Origin of the sequence: Streptomyces sp. NPDC006923, from assembly GCF_040635655.1 — a bacterium.
Lineage (GTDB): Bacteria > Actinomycetota > Actinomycetes > Streptomycetales > Streptomycetaceae > Streptomyces.
This window is the reverse complement of the sequence record NZ_JBEYIF010000018.1, coordinates 92,656-110,424: the sequence shown is the minus strand read 5'-3', so window position 1 is coordinate 110,424 and position 17,769 is coordinate 92,656. Positions and strand designations below refer to the sequence as shown.

Sequence of the window (17,769 nt, the reverse complement as noted above, 5' to 3'; positions counted from 1 at the left end):
AGCGGTACCAGCCGAGTGCGTCGGGTGTCCGGAGCCGGTGAAACCTCTGTCGAAATGTTATGAACGCGGAGGCGGGCCGTGTCGAAAGACACAGCCCACCTCCGCGGAAGTGTACGACAACTGCCGTATCCGGCCGTCTACTTGAGTCGGGCCATGAGGGCGTGTTCGACGAGGGTGATGAGTCCGCTTTTGGCGTCGGCGCGGTGGCGGGCGTCGGTGGTGATGATGGGGGTGTCGGGGCCGATCTGGAGTGCTTCGCGTACTTCGTCGGGGGTGTAGGGCTGGTGTCCGTCGAAGCCGTTGAGGGCGATGACGAAGGGGAGTCCTGAGTTTTCGAAGTAGTCGACGGCGGGGAAGCAGTCGGCGAGGCGGCGGGTGTCGACGAGGACGACGGCGCCGATGGCGCCGCGGACGAGGTCGTCCCACATGAACCAGAAGCGGTCCTGTCCGGGGGTGCCGAAGAGGTAGAGGATGAGGTCCTGGTCGAGGGTGATGCGGCCGAAGTCCATGGCCACGGTGGTGGTGGTCTTGTCTCCGGTGTGGGTGAGGTCGTCGATGCCGGCTGATGCGCTGGTCATGACGGCTTCGGTACGCAGCGGGTTGATCTCCGAGACGGCGCCGACGAACGTGGTCTTGCCCACGCCGAAGCCGCCCGCCACCACGATCTTCGCGCTGGTGGTTGAGCGGGCCGCACCGCCGCTAGAGCTTGCGAAGTCCACTGAGCACCCTTTCGAGCAGTGTCACATCCGGCGTGCCGCCGGCCTCTCCATTGCCTGGCTGGTGGATGGCCACCATGCCCGCCTCTGCCAGGTCGGCCACCAGAATGCGGGCGACCCCGAGCGGCATCGTCAGCAGCGCCGACACCTCCGCGACGGATTTGACCTCCCGGCACAGGTGGCAGATCCGCTGGTGCTCGGGGAGCAGGGTGGCGAGATGTGCCGGGTCTGCCGTCGTACTGACCAGTGCCTCGATGGCGAGCTGGTACCGCGGCCGGGTCCGGCCGCCGGTCATGGCGTACGGGCGTACCAGCGGTTGGTCGCCTTCAGGACCGTACGAGGCGTCGACTGAGACGCCGTACGGATCGTGAGAGGCGGGTGGCGGGGTCATGAATCCTCCGGGCGTGACAGCAAGATGTCTGCGTGCCGTCTGACTTGGCCGGTGGGGGGCCGGATGGGCGGCCTGACGGTGGTGGAGCTGGGGGCTGTGCCTGGAAGCCTCAGTGCAACAGGCTTCCCTGGAGCTCGGCGCGCAGGTCCGGAGTGAGGACCGTACCGGCGCGGTCGACCAGGAGGGCCATCTCGTATCCCACCAGGCCGATGTCGCACTCGGGGTGGGCGAGCACGGCCAGGGAGGAACCGTCGGAGACGGACATGAGGAAGAGGAAGCCGCGCTCCATCTCCACCACGGTCTGGTTGACCGGGCCGCCTTCGAAGATCCGGGACGCCCCCGCGGTCAGCGAGGTGAGACCGGACGCCACGGCCGCGAGCTGATCGGCTCGGTCGCGGGGGAAGCCCTCGGACATGGCCAGCAGAAGTCCGTCTGCGGAGACCACCACCGTGTGGGACACCCCAGGGGTGTTGTCCACGAAGTTGGTGATCAACCAGTTCAGATTCTGCGCAGCCTGACTCATCGGACTCAACTAACGCTCCTGCTGGTGAGAGTTGCCGAGGTTGAAGCCGCTGTTCGCCGGGCCGGTGTTGCCGGCCTGACGACCCTGCTGGATACCCCGACGGAGATTGGTCAGCCGGCCGCGTACGTCAGCGGGCGCACGCGAGACCTGCGGACCGGCCTGGTTGTTCTGTTCCTGTGCGGTGCCGGGCACCAGATTGGCGCGCGGCACCCGGCGGGGCAGACCGGAGGTGGTGATGCCGCCCGCCGCGGGCTTCTTGACCCGCTCGGCCTGGCGTACCAGCTCGTCGTTGGGAGACGTGCGCCAGGAGGAGGTGACCCCGGTGCCGTTGGCGCCAGGACCGTTCATGCCCGGGCCATGGCCGCCCGGACGGTTGGCGGGCTCGCGCTGCGGCATCGGATCCCGCCGCTGCGGCTGAGCCGGGTGGGACGGGCCCTGCTGGTGCGGCGCCTGCTGCTGGCCGCCCTGCTGTGTGCCGTGGAACCAGTTCGTCTCCAGGTTGTCGAACAGCGGGGTACGGCCGTCACCGGGACCGGCCGGAGGCAGCGCCTCGGGCTGCTGCTGGTGCGGCGGTCCCTGCTGGCGGTAGCCGCCCTGTGAACCGGGCGCCGGCGCCGGGGGCCGGGGAGCGTTGTAGTCCTGCTGGGCGCCGTAGCCCTGCGGAGCGTTGTAGTCCTGCTGCGGGGCGTTGTAGTCGGACGGGGCGCGGAAGCCGGACTGGCTGGTGTAGTCCTGCTGCGTGCCGTAGTCCTGCTGGGCCGGGTAGTCCTGGCGGTAGCCCGCCGGGGCGTTGAAGTCCGGCCGCGGGAACTGGGCCGTGGCCGCGACGTCCGCGGGACCGCCCTGCTGGGGGATGCCCGCGTCGGGCCGGGGACCGTTCAGGTCCGGGCGCTGGAACTCCGCGGTGGAACCGGGGCCCTGCTGCTCGGCCGACGGCCGCGCGTACTGGCCCGTGGAGTCGTGCTCCTCGTGGCCGCGCGGCGCGTCCAGCGGGGAACGCTGCTGTTCGGCACCCCAGCTCGTGGTCTCGGGGCGCTGGGACCGCTGCGGCTGCGGGTTGCCGCCCGGCAGCTCGGCGCGCGGTCCGCCGGGCGGCGGGAGCTGCCGGCCGCGGTCGGGTGCGCCGCCCTGCTGGAAGGCGTTCTGGGCACGGCCGCTGAAGCCGTTCTGGCCGGGCTGGCCGTTCTGGGTGTGCGGGCCCGGCTGGCCGTTCTGACCCAGCGGGGCGCCCGGATAGTCCGTGCGGCCCTGGCCGTTCTGGCCGGGTCCGTTCTGGCCCTGGCCGCCCTGGTTCGGCGCGCCGAAGGCGTTCTGGCCGAAGACGCTGGGCAGACCGGAGTCCTGACGCGGCGGGTCCTGCCGGCCGCCGGCCTGCGGACCGCCCTGCGTTCCGTCACGGGCGGGCAGCGCGGCGCGCGGGCTCGTACCGGCGCCGACCTGGCCGCGCGGCGAACCGGCGCCGAGACCGGGACGGCCGCCGCCGGCCGCACCGGGAGCGCCGGGAGTGCCGGTCAACTGGCCGCCGGCCCCGGCCGGAGGCTGGCCCCCGCCGTTCTGGGCACCGGCGCCCGGCCTGCCCACCGGGGCCTTCTTGCCGCCGTGCGCGACATCGACCGGCAGCATGACCAGCGCGGTCGTACCACCGGAGTCGGAGGGCCTGAGCTGGATCCGGATGCCGTGGCGCAGGGACAGCCGGCCGACCACGAACAGACCCATGCGGCGGGAGACCGAGACGTCCACGGTGGGCGGCGAGGCGAGCCGCTCGTTGATCGCGGCGAGGTCCTCCGGGGAGAGGCCGATACCGGTGTCGTGGATCTCGACCAGTACGCGTCCGTCGGGCAGCGCGTGACCGGTGACCCGGACCTTCGTCTGCGGCGAGGAGAACGACGTCGCGTTCTCCAGCAGCTCGGCGAGCAGGTGCACCAGGTCGTTGACGACGCGTCCGGCGACCTCGGTCGCGGGGACCGAGGACAGCTCGATGCGCTCGTACTGCTCCACCTCGGAGGCGGCGGCACGGAGCACGTCGACCAGCGGCACCGGCCGGGTCCAGCGGCGGCCCGGTTCCTCACCGGCGAGGACCAGGAGGTTCTCGCCGTTACGGCGCATACGGGTCGCGAGGTGGTCCAGCTTGAAGAGCGAGGAGAGCTGGTCCGGGTCGGCCTCACGGGATTCCAGCTCGGAGATCAGGGAGAGCTGGCGCTGGATGAGGCCCTGGCTGCGGCGCGAGAGGTTGGTGAACATCGCGTTGACGTTGCCTCGCAGCAGGGCCTGCTCGGCGGCGAGGCGGACCGCCTCGCGGTGCACGTCGTCGAAGGCCGTGGCGACCTGGCCGATCTCGTCCCGGGAGTGCACACCGACCGACTCGACGGAGGTGTCGACGTCCTGCGGGTCCGACTCGGAGAGCTGCTTGACCAGTTCGGGCAGGCGTTCCTGGGCGACCTTGGTCGCCGTGTCCTGGAGCCGGCGCAGCGAGCGGATCATGGAGCGGGCCACCACGAAGGCGCCGACCAGCGAGACGCCGAGGACGACGAGGATCAGCGCGGCGTTGATGAGCGCCTCGCGCTGCGAGTCGTTGCGCAGCTCGCGGGCCTTGCCCTCCATCTCGCCCAGCAGCGTGGCCTCGATGGTCTTCATCGCGTTGATCCGCGTGGACGCCTGGTCGGTCCAGTCCAGATACGAGCGCGGCGGCGCCTTGGCCAGGCCGTCGGAGTTGTCCAGCACCCGGTCCGCGTACTTCTCCGCGGCGTCGATCTCCGAGCTGCCCTGGCCGTTCAGCGGAGCCATCAGCTCTTCGGCGTCGCCGCCCATGGACTCGTACAGCGAGCTGAAGGAGGTGAGGGCGTTCTGCTCCTTGGTCGCCGCGGCCAGACCGTAGAGACGGTCGTTCTCGGTGAGCTTGCCCCGCGTCTTGTCGGTGGACGGCAGCGCGGCGGCGATGATCGCCCGCTGGATGGAGGCGTACTCCTTGGCGGACGAGAACGCGGCCAGCGCGCGGGTCCGCTTGATCATGTCCGGGTTGCTGGTGGCCTGGGCCATGTCCTGCGAGAGGCTCAGCAGCGAGTCGATCAGACCGCTGTACGCGTCCACCGTCAGGGAGTGCGAGTCCGACCCCGAGGCGTAGGCGTCCTTGCGGATCTCATTGATCTGGTTGACCTGGGTGGCGATCTGGTTGACGTTCGAGCGGATACTCTCCAGCGCCTCGTCGCCATCGGTGTTCCCGATGTCGACCGTGGCGTCGAGGAACGCCTTCTTCGCCCGGTCGGTCTTGGTACGGCGGTCCTGGACCTTGAAGTCCTTGGAGCCCATGCCGTTGGTGAGGGGACCTGCCGAGTCGTCACGCTCCGCCTGGAGCGCGGCGGCGAGGGTGGTCGCCTCCTTGGTCATCTTGGTCAGCAGCTGCATGTGCTCCAACTGCTGAATCTCATTCAGCGACTCATTGATCCTGAGTCCGCCCAGGGTGGTGGCCGCGACCACCGGCAGGGTGAGCAGAGCCACCAGCCGGGTGCTGATGCGCCAGTTGCGCAGGGCTATTCGTGAGCCCGCGTCAGGTGGTGCCACGGGCTGCTTCGGCGCGGCCGAAGTGCCCTCGCCACCCGGCGCCGTCCCGGGGTGTCCGCCGCGGCCGCCGCTCTCGCCGGAGGGGGCCGGGCCCGGGTTCTGGGTGTGCTGGGGCGAGGAGCCGCGGTCGGTTCCGCCGCGGGGCTCCTGCTCCGCCGCAGCACTGCTATCCCTCTTGTAACGTCCCTGCACTAGCGTCGCAACCTCTGGACCAGGCGTCCTGCCGCAGAACGGCGGGACGGTGTCGGCGTCGTGGGGCGCAGAACGCTCCCCATGGTGGTCGTGAGTGACCGGCGCAGCTCCCCTTCCCCGCCGCCACTCGGCGCTGCGTTGCGCCTCTGCGCGCCGGTTTGAAACCCGCGGCGGTGGGGGGAATTCCAGCACAGTGCAGGATCTCCAACAAGGGCCGAGGGTAGGGCCGTGACCTGTATGACTGGGCGTGAGCGGCGAGTCACAAGCCGTAGAAAGCGTTCACGGAGAAACCGGGCTTATTCCGGCGATCTGCTTACGGGTGGGGGGTGTCCGGGACCTGATGATCAGCAGCGGAATGGAACGTTCAGTAGTGCAATGTCCGTTTCAGTGATGCTCCATCGCTGTCCGTAATGAGAGAAATGCCGGTGGAGTCGTGAGCAAACTCACACGGAGATCGCCGGTGGATCCCCGTTCCGGCGGGAATCGGATGTTTAGCCTGGCGCTTTACTGGGATGGCAATTCCGGCACCGGCGCCCCGCGCGCCCCTCTACCTGACAGGGTCTGACGCCACAGATGAAGACGACGAAGACGTTCCGCGCCACAGCCAACCCCCGGCGCACCACACTGGCGCACCTCAAGGACCTCAAGGACCTCAAAGGTCTCAAGGGCGCCGAGGGCCTGGCCCCCGCGGAGCACCCGGAGCATCGCGCCGTTCTGCCGGCCCGGACCGCCAACCCCCGCCGTACGATCCTGATGGACGTGCCCGAGGCCAAGTAGGTTCCACGCCCGCGCCGATGGCTCCGTCCGCCCGGCCCCGGCCCGCCCGGCCGGGTCCGTACGGGACGGCATCCGGTGACGCGCGCGGAGCACCGGCCCCGCACCGGGCGCGTCGGGGGCACTCCGGCGGTGCGGCGAGGTGACGGCGCGGGCGCGTCGCGGGCCCGCGAAGATCCGCCGCGCATGGCCTAGCCTGGAGCGTCAGTCTCCAGACCAGCCAGCAAGTGAGGGGCGACAGCATCCCGTGCGCATCGCCAGATTCTCCATCGACGGCAATGTCGCCTTCGGCGCGGTCGAGGGCGAAGGCAGCGGCGACTCCGCCGGCCTCGTCCTCGACATCATCAAGGGCATTCCGTACACCGACTTCGAGCTCTCCGGCACCAAGGTCCCGCTGAGCAAGGTACGGCTGCTCCCGCCCGTGCTCCCCAACAAGGTCGTGGGCATCGGCCGCAACTACGCGGAGCACGCGGCGGAGCTGGGCAACGAGGTCCCCGAGGCACCCGTCGCCTTCTTCAAGCCCACCACCTCGGTGATCGGTTCCGGCGACGCGATCGAGTACCCCTCCTTCTCCAGCGAGGTCCACTACGAGGCCGAACTGGCCGTCGTTATCGGCCGGCTGTGCCGTGAGGTCCCGCGCGAGCGCGTGAAGGACGTCATCTTCGGCTACACCTGCGCCAATGACGTCACCGCCCGCGACGCCCAGAAGCGGGAGAAGCAGTGGGCCCGCGCCAAGGGCTTCGACACCTCGTGCCCGCTCGGCCCCTGGGTGGAGACCGATCTCGACCCGTCCGACGTGACCATCCAGTGCACGGTCAACGGCGAGCAGCGCCAACTGGGCCGTACGAGCGAGATGATCCGCTCCATCGAGGACCTGGTCGTCCACATCACCGAGGCCATGACCCTGCTTCCGGGCGACGTCATCCTCACGGGCACCCCCGCGGGGGTCGGCCCCCTCAGCGTCGGCGACGAGGTCGCCGTCACCATCGAAGGCATCGGCACTCTCACCAACAGGGTGATCAAGCGTGGCTAGCGCACACATCGGTACGGACAAGCACGTCCGGGTACGTTTCTGTCCCTCGCCGACCGGCAACCCGCATGTGGGTCTGGTCCGCACCGCCCTGTTCAACTGGGCCTTCGCCCGGCACACCGGCGGCACCCTGGTCCTGCGGATCGAGGACACCGACGCGGCGCGCGACTCCGAGGAGTCGTACGTCCAGCTCCTCGACGCGCTGCGGTGGCTGGGGCTCGACTGGGACGAGGGCCCCGAGGTCGGCGGCCCGCATGAGCCGTACCGCCAGTCGCGGCGGATGGACATCTACCGCGACACCGCCGAGAAGCTCCTCGCGGCCGGCCACGCGTACCACTGCTACTGCACCGCTGAGGAGCTGGAGGCCCGCCGCGACGCGGCCCGCGCCGCCGGCCGGCCCTCGGGCTACGACGGCCACTGCCGCGATCTCACCGACGAGCAGCGGGCGGCGTATGTGGCCGAGGGCCGCAGTGCCATCGTCCGCTTCCGGATGCCCGACGAGCCGATCACCTTCACGGACCTCGTCCGCGGCGAGCTGACCTTCACCCCGGAGAACGTCCCGGACTACGGCATCGTCCGTGCCAACGGCGCCCCCCTCTACACGCTCGTCAATCCGGTCGACGACGCGCTGATGGAGATCACCCATGTGCTGCGCGGCGAGGACCTGCTCTCCTCCACCCCGCGCCAGGTCGCGCTCTACCGGGCGCTGATCGAGCTGGGCATCGCCAAGGACATCCCGGCCTTCGGGCATCTCCCCTATGTCATGGGCGAGGGCAACAAGAAGCTCTCCAAACGCGATCCGCAGTCCTCCCTCAACCTCTACCGCGAGCGGGGTTTCCTGCCCCAGGGGCTGCTCAACTACCTCTCGCTGCTGGGCTGGTCCCTCTCCGCCGACCGCGACATCTTCTCCATGGAGGAGATGGTCGCCGCCTTCGACATCGCGGACGTCAACGCCAACCCGGCCCGTTTCGACCTGAAGAAGGCCGAGGCGATCAACGCCGACCACATCAGGCAGCTCGATGTGAAGACGTTCACCGAGGCGTGCGGTCCCTGGCTCAGGGCCCCGTACGCGCCCTGGACGCCGGAGTCCTTCGACGCGGCGGCCTTCGAGGCGCTGGCGCCGCTGGCCCAGACCCGGGTCACCGTCCTCTCGGACATCACCGCCAATGTCGACTTCCTCTTCCTCGACGAGCCGGTGTCGGACGAGGCGTCCTGGGCCAAGGCCATGAAGCCGGGCGCGGACGCTCTGCTGGCCACCGCCCGTACGAAGATCGCCGAGGCGGACTGGAACGCGGAGGCCCTCAAGAACGCGGTGCTCGCGGCCGGCGAGGAGCACGGCCTCAAGCTCGGCAAGGCCCAGGCGCCGGTCCGGGTCGCGGTCACCGGCCGCACGGTGGGCCTGCCGCTCTTCGAGTCCCTGGAGATCCTGGGCCGTGAGCGCACGCTGTCGCGTATCGACGCGGCGCTGGCGAAGGTGCGGCCGGCCGCGTAACCGGCGCGCCCGGTACGGGCGGCGGTGGTCACAGGACCGGTGGCCACCCCCGCCCGTGCTCGCGTCTACCGCCCGGTACGGATCACCGATCCGGGCCGCTGCCAGGACCGCCGCGAGCACATACCCGTTTTGGAGCGGTGTCCGGCATCGGGTAATGTTCTTCCTGCGCACCCCGGGAAGGCCGAAAGGTCCGGCCGGGAAACGCAGACCAAACAAACCCCCACATCTGGGGGTTCAGTTTTGGTGGGCTATGGTGTAATTGGCAGCACGACGGTTTCTGGTTCCGTTAGTCTAGGTTCGAGTCCTGGTAGCCCAGCGCAGATGTTTCTGCAACGCCCCCGTTGTGTAGCGGCCTAGCACGCTGCCCTCTCACGGCAGTAGCGCCGGTTCGAATCCGGTCGGGGGTACAGATCCTTCTCTCCGATGCTTTCGGGTCGCACCCGGACGCGTCGATGCAGGATCGCTAGGGCCCCCGTTGTGTAGCGGCCTAGCACGCTGCCCTCTCACGGCAGTAGCGCCGGTTCGAATCCGGTCGGGGGTACTGGATTGAAATCACCATGGGCTATGGTGTAATTGGCAACACGACGGTTTCTGGTTCCGTTGTTCTAGGTTCGAGTCCTGGTAGCCCAGCGCAGTAGTTTCTGCAATGCCCCCGTTGTGTAGCGGCCTAGCACGCTGCCCTCTCACGGCAGTAGCGCCGGTTCGAATCCGGTCGGGGGTACCCATCGAGAAGGCCCTCCGCGAACGCGGAGGGCCTTCTCGCTTCCCTCACCCCCCTCACGCGTCGCAACCGCCCTCGCCGAAGCGCCTGTTGGACTCCTCGGTCTCCGCCAGCCGGCGCAGGCTCAGCAGCACCGGCTCGTACAGCACGGTCAGCGCGACCGCGGCCTCGATCTGTTCGTACGCCGTCCCGTACCGCTCGATCATGTCCAGGTCGGTGACGGCGAGTTCACCGGCGAGCCGCCCGTACGCCAGCAGGTCCCCGAGGTCGCACGGGTAACCCGTCCTGGCGAGCCCGGCGATCGAGGCGACCAGCGTCCGGTAGGCGGGGGAGCGGTCCCCGTCCTGGCGCGCCATGGTCCAGCCGAGCTCCTCCAGCAGCGCGTCCGCCCGTTGGCGTGCCGTCCGCGCCGCCTCGTCCCGGCCGTCCGCGTCGGCGGAGCCCTGCGGCAGCGCCCAGACCGCGGCGCCGAGCCGCATGTGATGGTCGAGCGACTCGTCCTCCACCGCGACCAGGACCTCCCGGGCCGTGGCCACCGGCATCCGTCCCACCTGGATCAGCGCCCGCACCAGGCGCAGCCGGCGCAGGTGGTCCTCGTCGTATTCGGCCTGGGTGGCGCTGATCCGGCGGCCGGGCCGGAGCAGTCCCTCCCGCAGGTAGTACTTGATCGTGGCGGTGGGGATCCCGCTGCGATCGCTCAGCTCCGCCATGCGCATACCGGTTGCACCTTCCACTGGATAGTGGAACTATCTAATCATGGATAGTTCCACTATCCAGTTCCGAGCGATGACCGGCGAACGGGGACGGGCATGACCACGAGGACGATCGAGGGACGGATGACCGCGCGGGGCGGCGGGGAGGTGACCGTCTTCCTGATCGGGATGCGGATCAACAAGTTCCGCGCCGTGCGGAGCTGGTGGCCGGTGGCGCGGGCGATGCCGAGGATGCTCAAGGAGCTGTCGCGGGACCGGGAGAGCGGGCTGATCGGCGCCACGACGCTGGTGGGCGGACCGCGGCTGGTGTATCTCGTCCAGTACTGGGACTCGAAGGAGAAGCTGCTGGCGTACGCCTCCGCGCCGGACCGGGAGCACCGGCCGGCCTGGGCGGCCTTCAACCGCCGGCTGCGGGCGGGCCGGGGTGAGGTGGGTTTCTGGCACGAGACCTATGTCGTCCCGGCCGGATCGTACGAGAGCGTCTACATCAACATGCCGGAGTTCGGGCTCGGCAGGGCCACCGGAGTCGTCCCGGTGGGGAGCCGCGGCGAGAGCGCGGCCGACCGTCTCGCGGCCGGGGCGCGCCGGCCGGACGGGGCCTGAGCGGGCCCGGGGCCGAGCCGGGTCCGAGGCGACGTACCGGCAGGGGCGGGCTCAGCCGGTACGGCGCAGCGCCTCGCTCAGCCGGCCGGCCGCGTCGATCACGGCCTGGGCGTGCATGCGGCCCGGGTGCCGGGTGAGCCGCTCGATCGGACCTGACACCGAGACCGCGGCCACCACGCGGTTCGAAGGGCCGCGCACCGGCGCGGAGACCGAGGCCACGCCCGGCTCGCGCTCGCCGATCGACTGGGCCCAGCCCCGGCGGCGTACCCCCGACAGCGCCGTGGCCGTGAACCGGGCTCCCTGAAGACCCCGGTGCAGCCGCTCCGGCTCCTCCCAGGCCATCAGGATCTGGGCCGAGGAGCCCGCCTTCATGGTCAGTGTGGAACCCACCGGGACCGTGTCCCGCAGACCCGACAGCCGCTCCGCCGCCGCCACGCATATCCGCATGTCGCCCTGGCGGCGGTAGAGCTGCGCGCTCTCGCCGGTCACATCCCGCAGATGTGTGAGGACGGGCCCCGCCGTGGCCAGCAGCCGGTCCTCGCCCGCCGCTGCGGCCAGCTCCGCCAGCCGCGGGCCCAGGATGAAGCGGCCCTGCATGTCCCTGGCCACCATCCTGTGGTGTTCCAGTGCCACGGCCAGCCGGTGGGCCGTGGGTCGTGCGAGCCCGGTCGCCGCGACCAGCCCGGCGAGGGTGGCCGGACCGGACTCCAGGGCGCTCAGTACCAGAGCAGCCTTGTCGAGAACGCCGACGCCACTAGAGTTGTCCATGAAACGATACTCGCGTCTCACTCTGTGAAACGCAAGTTCATTTTCCCGGGGAACTTGCAAACCTGTAAGGACGGGCTCGCGGACCAGGAGCCCACAGCCGGCGTCGTGCGGGCGGGGGAAGCGCGGACGCGGGCCCACATATCTCTAGAAGCGCCGCCGCACACGGCCGGCCGGAGGGAAAGCGATGGGTAGGACACTCGCGGAGAAGGTCTGGGACGATCATGTCGTCCGGCGCGCAGAGGGCGAGCCCGACCTCCTCTTCATCGATCTGCACCTGCTGCACGAGGTGACCAGCCCCCAGGCCTTCGACGGCCTCCGTATGAGCGGCCGGCGGGTCCGGCGGCTCGACCTCACCATCGCGACCGAGGATCACAACACCCCGACCCTCGACATCGACAAGCCCATCGCGGACCCGGTCTCGCGCGTCCAGCTCGAAACACTGCGCAAGAACTGCGCGGACTTCGGCGTGCGGCTGCACCCGCTGGGCGATGTCGAGCAGGGCGTCGTCCATGTCGTGGGCCCGCAGCTCGGTCTGACCCAGCCCGGCACCACCGTCGTCTGCGGTGACAGCCACACCTCCACGCACGGCGCTTTCGGCGCGCTGGCGTTCGGCATCGGCACCAGTCAGGTCGAGCATGTCCTGGCCACCCAGACGCTGCCCCTGGCCCGTCCCAAGACCATGGCCATCACGATCGAGGGCGAACTGCCCGAGGGCGTCACCGCCAAGGACCTGATCCTCGCCGTCATCGCCAGGATCGGCACCGGCGGCGGCCAGGGCTACATCCTCGAATACCGGGGCTCGGCCATCGAGAAGCTCTCGATGGAGGCCCGGATGACCATCTGCAACATGTCGATCGAGGCCGGCGCCAGAGCGGGCATGATCGCTCCGGACGAGACCACCTTCGCCTATCTGAAGGGCCGCGACCACGCGCCCGAGGGCGCGGACTGGGACGCGGCGGTCGCCTACTGGCGCACGCTGCGCACCGACGACGACGCGGTCTTCGACGCCGAGGTCTTCATCGACGCCGCCGAACTGGCCCCCTTCGTCACCTGGGGAACCAACCCCGGCCAGGGCGCGCCGCTCTCCTCGCACGTCCCCGACCCGGCTTCGTACGAGGACGCCTCGGAGCGGCACGCCGCAGAAAAGGCCCTGGAGTACATGGGGTTGACCGCGGGGCAGGCGCTGCGCGACATCAGTGTCGACACCGTCTTCGTAGGCTCCTGCACCAACGGCCGTATCGAGGACCTGCGCTCGGCCGCCTCCGTCCTGGACGGCCGCAAAATCGCCGACGGCGTAAGGATGCTGGTGGTCCCCGGCTCGGTGCGGGTCGCGCTCCAGGCCGTCGAGGAGGGTCTGGACAAGGTCTTCACCGCCTTCGGAGCCGAATGGCGGCACGCCGGATGCTCGATGTGCCTGGGCATGAACCCCGACCAACTGGCGCCCGGCGAGCGCGCCGCGTCCACCTCCAACCGCAACTTCGAGGGCAGGCAGGGCAAGGGCGGCCGTACGCACCTGGTCTCGCCCCAGGTCGCCGCCGCCACCGCCGTCCTCGGCCGTCTGGCCTCGCCCGCCGATCTGTCCGACGCCGATGCCGGCGCCCGTACGCCCGCTGGAGCGCGATAACCATGGAAGCCTTCACCACCCACACCGGCCGGGCCGTCCCGCTGCGCCGCGGCAATGTCGACACCGACCAGATCATCCCGGCCCACTGGCTCAAGAAGGTCACGCGCGACGGTTTCGAGGACGGGCTCTTCGAGGCATGGCGCAAGGACTCCGAGTTCGTCCTCAACCGCCCGGAGTACGCCGGGGCCACGGTGCTGGTCGCGGGTCCCGACTTCGGCACCGGATCCTCCCGGGAACACGCCGTCTGGGCCCTGCAGAACTACGGCTTCAAAGCCGTCATCTCGTCGAGGTTCGCCGACATCTTCCGCGGCAACTCGCTCAAGAACGGTCTGCTGACCGTGGTTCTGGATCAGCCGACCGTCGACGCCCTCTGGGAGCTCGTGGAGAGCGACCCGCAGGCGGAGATCACCGTCGACCTGGAGCAGCGACAGGTCCGGGCGTCCACCGCCGACGGCGCGCGGTTGATGGCTGATTTCGAACTTGACGAGAACGCCCGCTGGCGCTTGCTGAACGGTCTTGACGACATCAGCCTCACCCTTCAGAACGAGGCGGAGATCGCCGCGTACGAGGCCGCGAGGCCGTCCTTCAAACCGCGCACAATTACCGTCTGAGCAGCGCTTTTACCCCTCTGCACCCCCTGCCTCCCGGCAGGGGGTGCAGTTGCTTGTTGAGCCCCCGTCCGGCGACAACTCGCCCCAGATGGCACAATCGGTGCATGGAACGCGACAGCCAACTCAAGCTCTACGGGTTAGTCGCCGGACAACTGAAACTGGCGCACGCGAAGGTGCGTGAACTGCAAGTCCCGGAGGGCGTACGGATGGCGCTCTCCCGGAAGCTGCTGGTCATCACGGCCGCGGCGAAGCACGATCTCCCGGACGCGGCAAGGCGTCTGGACCGTCTGCTGAAGGACCTCGACGAGGGTCGTTTTCCAGAAGGTGACTGACCTCCGCGGATCTCCGCCAGGTCGACTTCGTTGCGGCACTAGGGTGATTAGCCCGTTTCGTGTTTGATTTGCGGTATATATCTGCCTAACGTGCGAAAAAGCTTGAACACTTTCGTTCTGGCAATGTCTCCGAAGGGGAAGACGTGAACAAGGCGCAGCTCGTAGAAGCGATTGCGGACAAGGTCGGCGGCCGCCAGCAGGCCGCGGACGCCGTCGACGCGGTACTCGACGCGATCGTCCGCGCGGTGGTCGCGGGCGACCGGGTCTCGGTCACCGGCTTCGGTTCCTTCGAGAAGGTCGACCGCCCGGCCCGTTACGCGCGTAACCCGCAGACGGGCGAGCGGGTCCGGGTCAAGAAGACCTCGGTGCCGCGGTTCCGCGCGGGTCAGGGCTTCAAGGACCTGGTCAGCGGCTCGAAGAAGCTCCCCAAGAACGATGTGGCAGTCAAGAAGGCCCCCAAGGGCAGCCTCTCCGGCGGATCTTCCACCCGTACGACCGCCAAGGCCGCGGCCAAGAAGGCCACCGCCAAGAAGGCGACCTCGGCGAAGAAGACGGCCGCCAGGAAGACCACGACGGCCAAGACCACGGCGAAGAAGACCAGCGCCGCGGCGAAGAAGACCGCGGCCAAGCAGGCCCCGGCGGCCAAGAAGGCCACCGCCACGGCCAAGAAGACGGCGCCGGCGAAGAAGGCGACGGCCAAGAAGGCCCCGGCCGCGAGGAAGGCCACCGCGCGCACGACCACCGCGAAGAAGACCGCCACCAGGTAGGCGGCACAGGGCCATACGCGCCGGGCCGGGCTCCCCTCGGGGAGCCCGGCCCGCGGCGTTCGTCCGGCGCGCCCGGCCAGAACCGGGGGACGCGCGGACTCAGAACGTGTACAGCGTCACCAGCGTGATCCGCCGCGCGGCGCCCTCGCCCTCGGTCTCGATCCGCACCCGCTGGCCCGGCCTGAGCAGCCGCAGCCCGCCGGCGTCGAACGCCTCGGCGTCGAACTCCACCGGGGTGCCGTCGTCCAGCAGCACACTCCCGCTGCGGGTTCCGGATTCGTATGTGTACGCGGTCGCCTGCATGGCGGCAGCGTATCGGCCCCGCCCGATCCCCCCGCTCAGTGGCCGGGCCGTGCGGCCGGGAGCTGTCCGAACGCCGCGTACCGCCGCGCCGTGTACGGGCCGAGCCCCAGCGCCGCGGCCACCAGCAGATCGTCGCCCGTGTCGACGTCCCGGCGTACGGAATCCACCTCCGCCAGGACTATTTCCACCGCGCCCGAGGACAAATGGCGGCTCCTGGACGGACCGCCGAAAGCCGGACCCAATTCCGAATTCGGTGAGGCCGCCAGCAATGTCGTACCGATTTCGGCGGCGTCCGCGAGAAATGCGCGAGGGAATTCCGCCGCGGCGTCCAGTACACGGGCCAGTTCGCCGGGGCGCAGCGCCGGGAGATCCGCGTTGAGAGCGGCCACCGGGGCGCCCGGCCGGGCCGCCCTGACCGCCCGCGCGCCATGTGCGAGCGCCGCGTTGAGGCCGGCCGCCGGCGCGTCCGGCACGATCCGCGCGCCCAGCGCGGCCAGTTCCGCCGCCGCCGTCGGGTCGTCCGTGACGACCGCCACATTCAGGACGGCGGGGCAGGCCAGCGCGGCGGCCACGGTGTCTTGCGCGAAGGCGAGGGCGAGACGCGGACGCAGGGCGTCGCCCGCGACCCCGGCGAGCCTGCTCTTGGCCAGTGGCAGCGGTTTGAGCGGGACGACCAGGGACCAGCGGTCGGTGGGGTCGGTGTTCGTGGCGAACTCTCCGTCCATGTGTATCGGCCCTCTATTGTGGCCCGGCGCCCTCGCGGCCCGCGGGTCCGCCCGCCGGACCGGGGCGTACGGTGTTCTCGACAGAGCAGGGACCCGGGGCGACACTTGACCCCCGGCAGCCGGGCAGCGAGCCGGGCGCGAAGAGAAAGGTGTCCGAGTGTCCCGCCGCAGAATCGGCTTCTGGTACCGCCTGGCGGCCGTCATCGCAAAACCGCCGCTCATTATTCTGTTCAAGCGGGACTGGCAAGGTCTGGAGCATGTTCCGGCCGACGGTGGATTCATCACGGCGGTCAACCACAACTCCTATCTGGATCCTCTCTCCTACGCCCACTTTCAGTACAACACCGGACGTGTCCCGCGATTCCTCGCCAAGGCAGGACTCTTCAAGGGTTCCTTTGTCGGCATGATGCTCCGCGGCACCGGACAGATCCCCGTCTACCGTGAGACCACCGACGCCCTGGACGCCTTCCGGGCAGCCGTCGACGCCGTCGAACGCGGTGAGTGCGTCGCCTTCTATCCCGAGGGCACCCTCACCCGGGACCCCGACATGTGGCCGATGGCCGGCAAGACGGGCGCGGCCCGCGTCGCGCTGCTCACCAAGGCCCCGGTGATCCCCGTCGCGCAGTGGGGCGCCAATCTGGCGATGCCGCCGTACGCCAAGGAGAAGCGTTTCCGGTTCTTTCCGCGCAAGACGCTGAAGGTACTGGCCGGACCGCCGGTCGACCTCTCCCGGTTCGAGGGCCAGGAGCCCACTCCTGAACTGCTGCGCGAGGCGACCGAGGTCATCATGGCCGCCATCACGGAGCTGCTGTCGGAGGTGCGCGGCGAGCCGGTGCCCGCGGCCCCGTACGACCATCGCAAGGCCAGGGCGGAACAGCGGCGCAAGGCCGCGGAAGAGGGGTCCAAGTGACGCGCGTCGCCGTCTTCGGCACGGGCTCGTGGGGCACGGCGTTCGCCATGGTCCTCGCCGACGCGGGATGCGAGGTGACGCTCTGCGCGCGCCGCCCGGAGATCGCCGAGACCATCAACACCACCCACAGCAACCCCGACTACCTGCCGGGCGTCGAACTCCCCGCCGGGGTCAGTGCCACGACCGACCCGGCGGCGGCGGCGCGCGGCGCCGAGTTCACCGTACTCACCGTCCCGTCGCAGACGCTGCGCGGCAATCTCGCCGAATGGGCGCCCGTACTGCCCAGGAACACCGTGCTCGTCTCGCTGATGAAAGGCGTCGAACTCGGCACCGCCAAGCGCATGAGCGAGGTGATCGAGGAGGTCGCCAAGGCGCCGGCCGAGCGGGTCGCCGTGATCACCGGGCCCAACCTCGCGGCGGAGATCGCCGGCCGGATGCCGGCCGCCGCCGTGGTCGCCTGCCGGGACGAAGCGGTCGCCCAGCGTCTCCAGTCCGCCTGCCACACCCCGTACTACCGCCCGTACACCAACACCGATGTCGTCGGCTGCGAACTCGGCGGAGCGGTCAAGAACGTGATCGGGCTGGCCGTCGGAATCGCCGACGGCATGGGCCTCGGCGACAACACCAAAGCCTCCCTGATGACCCGCGGCCTCGCCGAGACGACCCGGCTCGGGGTGGCCATGGGCGCCGATCCGCACACCTTCTCTGGACTCGCCGGCATGGGTGACCTGATCGCCACCTGCTCCTCGCCGCTCTCCCGCAACCACACCTTCGGCACCAATCTCGGCCGGGGGATGACCCTCCAGGAGACCATCGCGGTCACCCGGCAGACCGCCGAGGGCGTCAAGTCCTGCGAGTCGGTGCTGGATCTGGCGCGGCGCCACGATGTCGACATGCCGATCACGGAAACAGTTGTGGAGATCGTCCACGCCGGGAAGCCGCCGCTCGTCGCGCTCAAGGAGCTGATGTCGCGAAGCGCCAAGGCCGAGCGACGCTGACTCGGGCGCTACCACCAG

At 69.8% G+C, this 17,769-nt stretch carries 18 protein-coding genes and 5 tRNA genes; 15 read left to right on the top strand and 8 right to left on the bottom strand.

Annotated features, from left to right (window positions below; translation table 11 throughout):
* Positions 1 to 137 precede the first annotated feature (137 nt).
* The 4 genes from ABZ707_RS28375 to ABZ707_RS28360 form a co-directional block, all read right to left on the bottom strand.
* Complete coding sequence (locus ABZ707_RS28375) at positions 138 to 719, bottom strand: ATP/GTP-binding protein (protein ID WP_189282429.1); 582 nt, start codon at positions 717 to 719, stop codon at positions 138 to 140.
* On the bottom strand, positions 700 to 1,107 hold the full coding sequence (locus ABZ707_RS28370; protein ID WP_319683976.1) for a DUF742 domain-containing protein: 408 nt from the start codon (positions 1,105 to 1,107) through the stop codon (positions 700 to 702). The genes ABZ707_RS28375 and ABZ707_RS28370 overlap by 20 nt, the downstream gene beginning before the upstream one ends.
* Positions 1,108 to 1,216: 109 nt before the next feature.
* The gene (locus ABZ707_RS28365; RefSeq protein ID WP_030351794.1) at positions 1,217 to 1,630 is read right to left on the bottom strand and encodes a roadblock/LC7 domain-containing protein; all 414 of its coding nucleotides are present in this window, start codon (positions 1,628 to 1,630) and stop codon (positions 1,217 to 1,219) included.
* Positions 1,631 to 1,639: 9 nt separating this feature from the next.
* The gene (locus ABZ707_RS28360) at positions 1,640 to 5,380 is read right to left on the bottom strand and encodes a nitrate- and nitrite sensing domain-containing protein (protein ID WP_360180265.1); all 3,741 of its coding nucleotides are present in this window, start codon (positions 5,378 to 5,380) and stop codon (positions 1,640 to 1,642) included.
* A 573-nt stretch (positions 5,381 to 5,953) separates the two neighbouring features.
* On the opposite strand from ABZ707_RS28360, the gene ABZ707_RS28355 reads away from it, so the two are divergent.
* The 8 genes from ABZ707_RS28355 to ABZ707_RS28320 all read left to right on the top strand — a co-directional run bounded on the left by ABZ707_RS28355 (position 5,954) and on the right by ABZ707_RS28320 (position 9,397).
* Entirely contained in the window at positions 5,954 to 6,157 is a 204-nt protein-coding gene (locus tag ABZ707_RS28355) for a hypothetical protein (RefSeq protein WP_360180263.1), read from the top strand.
* A 244-nt stretch (positions 6,158 to 6,401) separates the two neighbouring features.
* The gene (locus tag ABZ707_RS28350; protein WP_360180261.1) at positions 6,402 to 7,187 is read left to right on the top strand and encodes a fumarylacetoacetate hydrolase family protein; all 786 of its coding nucleotides are present in this window, start codon (positions 6,402 to 6,404) and stop codon (positions 7,185 to 7,187) included.
* Positions 7,180 to 8,676, top strand: a complete 1,497-nt coding sequence (gene gltX / locus ABZ707_RS28345; protein WP_360180259.1) for a glutamate--tRNA ligase — start codon at positions 7,180 to 7,182, stop codon at positions 8,674 to 8,676. The genes ABZ707_RS28350 and gltX overlap by 8 nt, the downstream gene beginning before the upstream one ends.
* Before the next feature lie 244 nt (positions 8,677 to 8,920).
* Positions 8,921 to 8,992 (top strand) — tRNA-Gln (locus ABZ707_RS28340).
* A gap of 18 nt (positions 8,993 to 9,010) precedes the next feature.
* A tRNA-Glu gene (locus ABZ707_RS28335) sits at positions 9,011 to 9,083 on the top strand.
* Between the two features lie 61 nt (positions 9,084 to 9,144).
* Positions 9,145 to 9,217: transfer RNA gene (locus tag ABZ707_RS28330), tRNA-Glu, on the top strand.
* Between the two features lie 17 nt (positions 9,218 to 9,234).
* Positions 9,235 to 9,306: transfer RNA gene (locus ABZ707_RS28325), tRNA-Gln, on the top strand.
* Positions 9,307 to 9,324: 18 nt separating this feature from the next.
* Positions 9,325 to 9,397 (top strand) — tRNA-Glu (locus ABZ707_RS28320).
* Positions 9,398 to 9,453: 56 nt separating this feature from the next.
* On the opposite strand, the gene ABZ707_RS28315 is transcribed toward ABZ707_RS28320, so the two are convergent.
* Entirely contained in the window at positions 9,454 to 10,113 is a 660-nt protein-coding gene (locus tag ABZ707_RS28315; RefSeq protein WP_360180257.1) for a MerR family transcriptional regulator, read from the bottom strand.
* A gap of 93 nt (positions 10,114 to 10,206) precedes the next feature.
* Between ABZ707_RS28315 and ABZ707_RS28310 the strand changes: the two genes are divergently transcribed.
* Entirely contained in the window at positions 10,207 to 10,713 is a 507-nt protein-coding gene (locus tag ABZ707_RS28310) for a DUF4188 domain-containing protein (protein WP_360180255.1), read from the top strand.
* Positions 10,714 to 10,764: 51 nt separating this feature from the next.
* Here the strand turns inward: ABZ707_RS28310 and ndgR are convergent, their stop codons facing one another.
* Positions 10,765 to 11,481: an IclR family transcriptional regulator NdgR gene (ndgR, locus tag ABZ707_RS28305; RefSeq protein ID WP_010984119.1), complete on the bottom strand. Its 717-nt coding sequence runs from the start codon at positions 11,479 to 11,481 to the stop codon at positions 10,765 to 10,767.
* A gap of 184 nt (positions 11,482 to 11,665) precedes the next feature.
* Here ndgR and leuC point away from each other — a divergent pair, with 184 nt between their 5' ends.
* The 4 genes from leuC (at position 11,666) to ABZ707_RS28285 (ending at position 14,815) form a co-directional block, all read left to right on the top strand.
* Positions 11,666 to 13,105: a 3-isopropylmalate dehydratase large subunit gene (gene leuC / locus ABZ707_RS28300; protein WP_360180253.1), complete on the top strand. Its 1,440-nt coding sequence runs from the start codon at positions 11,666 to 11,668 to the stop codon at positions 13,103 to 13,105.
* Between the two features lie 2 nt (positions 13,106 to 13,107).
* Complete coding sequence (leuD, locus tag ABZ707_RS28295; protein ID WP_360180251.1) at positions 13,108 to 13,716, top strand: 3-isopropylmalate dehydratase small subunit; 609 nt, start codon at positions 13,108 to 13,110, stop codon at positions 13,714 to 13,716.
* Between the two features lie 104 nt (positions 13,717 to 13,820).
* A complete protein-coding gene (locus ABZ707_RS28290; protein ID WP_360180249.1) occupies positions 13,821 to 14,048 on the top strand; it encodes a hypothetical protein in 228 nt (75 codons plus the stop codon).
* Between the two features lie 143 nt (positions 14,049 to 14,191).
* Positions 14,192 to 14,815 carry an HU family DNA-binding protein gene (locus ABZ707_RS28285; RefSeq protein ID WP_319683959.1) on the top strand — a complete coding sequence of 208 codons (624 nt, stop codon included), beginning with the start codon at positions 14,192 to 14,194 and terminating at the stop codon, positions 14,813 to 14,815.
* A 99-nt stretch (positions 14,816 to 14,914) separates the two neighbouring features.
* Here the strand turns inward: ABZ707_RS28285 and ABZ707_RS28280 are convergent, their stop codons facing one another.
* Both ABZ707_RS28280 and cofC read right to left on the bottom strand, forming a co-directional pair.
* A complete protein-coding gene (locus ABZ707_RS28280; protein WP_360180246.1) occupies positions 14,915 to 15,118 on the bottom strand; it encodes a hypothetical protein in 204 nt (67 codons plus the stop codon).
* Positions 15,119 to 15,153: 35 nt separating this feature from the next.
* A complete protein-coding gene (gene cofC / locus ABZ707_RS28275; protein WP_360180244.1) occupies positions 15,154 to 15,843 on the bottom strand; it encodes a 2-phospho-L-lactate guanylyltransferase in 690 nt (229 codons plus the stop codon).
* Positions 15,844 to 16,000: 157 nt separating this feature from the next.
* On the opposite strand from cofC, the gene ABZ707_RS28270 reads away from it, so the two are divergent.
* On the top strand, positions 16,001 to 16,753 hold the full coding sequence (locus ABZ707_RS28270; protein WP_360180242.1) for a lysophospholipid acyltransferase family protein: 753 nt from the start codon (positions 16,001 to 16,003) through the stop codon (positions 16,751 to 16,753).
* A complete protein-coding gene (locus tag ABZ707_RS28265) occupies positions 16,750 to 17,751 on the top strand; it encodes an NAD(P)H-dependent glycerol-3-phosphate dehydrogenase (protein ID WP_360180240.1) in 1,002 nt (333 codons plus the stop codon). Before ABZ707_RS28270 ends, ABZ707_RS28265 begins: the two co-directional genes overlap by 4 nt.
* Positions 17,752 to 17,769 lie beyond the last annotated feature (18 nt).

Bases quoted from the DNA above. Each gene is read 5' to 3' on its own strand.
- cofC (WP_360180244.1), bottom strand. From the start codon at position 15,843: ATGGACGGAGAGTTCGCCACGAACACCGACCCCACCGACCGCTGGTCC.
- ndgR (WP_010984119.1), bottom strand. From the start codon at position 11,481: ATGGACAACTCTAGTGGCGTCGGCGTTCTCGACAAGGCTGCTCTGGTA.
- ABZ707_RS28355 (WP_360180263.1), top strand. From the start codon at position 5,954: ATGAAGACGACGAAGACGTTCCGCGCCACAGCCAACCCCCGGCGCACC.
- ABZ707_RS28280 (WP_360180246.1), bottom strand. From the start codon at position 15,118: ATGCAGGCGACCGCGTACACATACGAATCCGGAACCCGCAGCGGGAGT.
- leuD (WP_360180251.1), top strand. From the start codon at position 13,108: ATGGAAGCCTTCACCACCCACACCGGCCGGGCCGTCCCGCTGCGCCGC.
- ABZ707_RS28315 (WP_360180257.1), bottom strand. From the start codon at position 10,113: ATGCGCATGGCGGAGCTGAGCGATCGCAGCGGGATCCCCACCGCCACG.
- ABZ707_RS28290 (WP_360180249.1), top strand. From the start codon at position 13,821: ATGGAACGCGACAGCCAACTCAAGCTCTACGGGTTAGTCGCCGGACAA.
- ABZ707_RS28370 (WP_319683976.1), bottom strand. From the start codon at position 1,107: ATGACCCCGCCACCCGCCTCTCACGATCCGTACGGCGTCTCAGTCGAC.
- leuC (WP_360180253.1), top strand. From the start codon at position 11,666: ATGGGTAGGACACTCGCGGAGAAGGTCTGGGACGATCATGTCGTCCGG.
- ABZ707_RS28365 (WP_030351794.1), bottom strand. From the start codon at position 1,630: ATGAGTCAGGCTGCGCAGAATCTGAACTGGTTGATCACCAACTTCGTG.
- ABZ707_RS28310 (WP_360180255.1), top strand. From the start codon at position 10,207: ATGACCACGAGGACGATCGAGGGACGGATGACCGCGCGGGGCGGCGGG.